A 1,955-nucleotide genomic window follows, 5' to 3' on the forward strand; every position below is an offset into this window, starting at 1 on the left:
CCGCCCCAGCTGGTTGGTGCAGGCTTCCAGAAACAGCATTATTGCGACTGGCGTGCTCAAGCCATTCTGAAAAACAGAGCCTTGTAAATTAAGTATAAAAGAAAGCGCTTGAGATAATTTGGCCTAGATGTGTTCTCAATAGTTATTAGCCAAGCCCTCAAGTCTTGGATGTTTGATAACTACCGAGTTTATCTAATGCCCCAAATCCAGCCGCCAAATAGCTCGCCTGCCTTTATGCAGGGTGGAGGCCAAGCAGGACAGCTCATCCGAAGCTTTGCCTGGGAGCACTCACCTCTTGGTAAACCTGAGACCTGGCCTCAAACTTTGCAAATGCTGGTCAGCATTGTGCTTGGCTCTAAACAAGCCATGTTTATCGCCTGGGGTGTCGATAAAACAATGATTTATAACGATGCTTATGCCGATATCCTAGGGCGCAAGCATCCTTTAGCTATGGGGCAGCCCTTGCTCGACGTCTGGAAGGAGGCTCGGGAAGAGCTGGCTCCGATCATCGCCGATGTCTATAGCGGTTCCTCTGTGTACATGGACGATTTCACCTTAACCATGCACCGTCATGGTTATCCAGAGGAAGCGCACTTCTCTTTTTCCTACACGCCGGTACGCGATGAACAAGGACAGGTTGCTGGATTTTTTTGTCCATGCGTCGAAACCACTGCCGAGGTACTGGCTGAGCGTCGTCATCGCGAAGAAACCGAACGCCAGCTCCGTCTGTTTGACCAGGCCCCTGGTTTTATCGCCATTCTTAAGGGACCCGAACATGTATTTGAGTTTGCCAATGCTACCCATGCGCGCCTGTTTGGTAACAGAAACTTTATAGGCCAAACCATCCGTGAGGCCTATCCAGATATCGAAGACGGTCAGTTCTTTCAATGGATTGACCAGGTTTTTGAAACCGGCGAACGATTTGTGGCCTATCAGATGCCTTTTCGTTTGCACGGAGACGATACAAGCGGCCCCCTTGAGCGATACCTTAATTTTATTTATGAACCCATCAAGGACGAGGCAGGGGGTGTCACCGGTATTTTTGTCGAGGGTTATGACGTAACCGAGCAATATCAGGCTGAGCAAGCGCTTAAAGCGAGCGAACTACAATTTACAGCTTTGGTTCAAGCCATGCCCAATGGAGTATGGAGCGCCACTCCAGAGGGTTCGATAAGCTGGATAAGTGAATGGCTTGTTACTTACTGCGGGGCTAAAAGTAGTGCCGAGTTAGCCCGGAACTGGCTCGACTGGGCTCATGCTGAAGATCGTTCTGCAGTGGAGACGCTATGGGCTGACTGCACACGATCTGGAAATCTTTATGAGACAAAGATGCGGCTTCGCCGCTTCGATGGGGAGTACCGTTGGCACGTGGTCAGAGCTGTCCCTGTGTATGGGGTGGGGGACACTGTCTTCCAGTGGATTGGTACGAGTACAGATATTCATGACCAAAAGCAGGCAACTGAAGAGCTTCAATGGTTAAACACAAGACTTGAACGCCGCGTTGCGAGTCGTACCGCTCAATATGATCGGGTCTGGCGAAACTCACGAGATCTGCTGGCTGTAACAGGGGCTGATGGCGTCTTTCGATCCGTAAATCCGGCCTGGAAAGAAATCCTGGGATACGATCAGACCCAGCTCGAAGGTCAAAGCTTGTATGACTTTGTATGGCATGAGGATATAGAAAAAACCCGGCAGGCTATTCTTCGGGCAGCCTCAAGCGATCATTTAACAAGCTTTGAGCACCGCTACCGTCACAGAGACGGGACCCCTCGCTGGATTTCCTGGCATTCTTCAGTTGAAGGCGACAGCTGCTATTTTTACGGCAGGCATATTACGGCGGAAAAGGAGCAGCAGCAGGCGTTATGGCAAGCCGAAGAACAGCTTCGGCAGGCCCAGAAGATGGAGGCAGTGGGTCAGTTAACCGGTGGCATCGCTCATGACTTCAACAATCTACT

General features: G+C 50.6%; 2 pseudogenes. Both read left to right on the forward strand.

Annotated elements, in window-relative coordinates:
• Window positions 1-450: 450 nt before the first annotated feature.
• A pseudogene (locus tag IQ22_RS23005) lies at window positions 451-1,803 on the forward strand (PAS domain-containing protein); the annotation flags it as partial.
• 75 nt (window positions 1,804-1,878) lie between these two features.
• Window positions 1,879-1,955 (forward strand): annotated as a pseudogene (locus IQ22_RS24270) (hypothetical protein); the annotation flags it as partial.

The sequence above is a fragment of the Pseudomonas duriflava genome, assembly GCF_007830155.1.
GTDB classification, from domain to species: Bacteria; Pseudomonadota; Gammaproteobacteria; order Pseudomonadales; family Pseudomonadaceae; genus Chryseomonas; species Chryseomonas duriflava.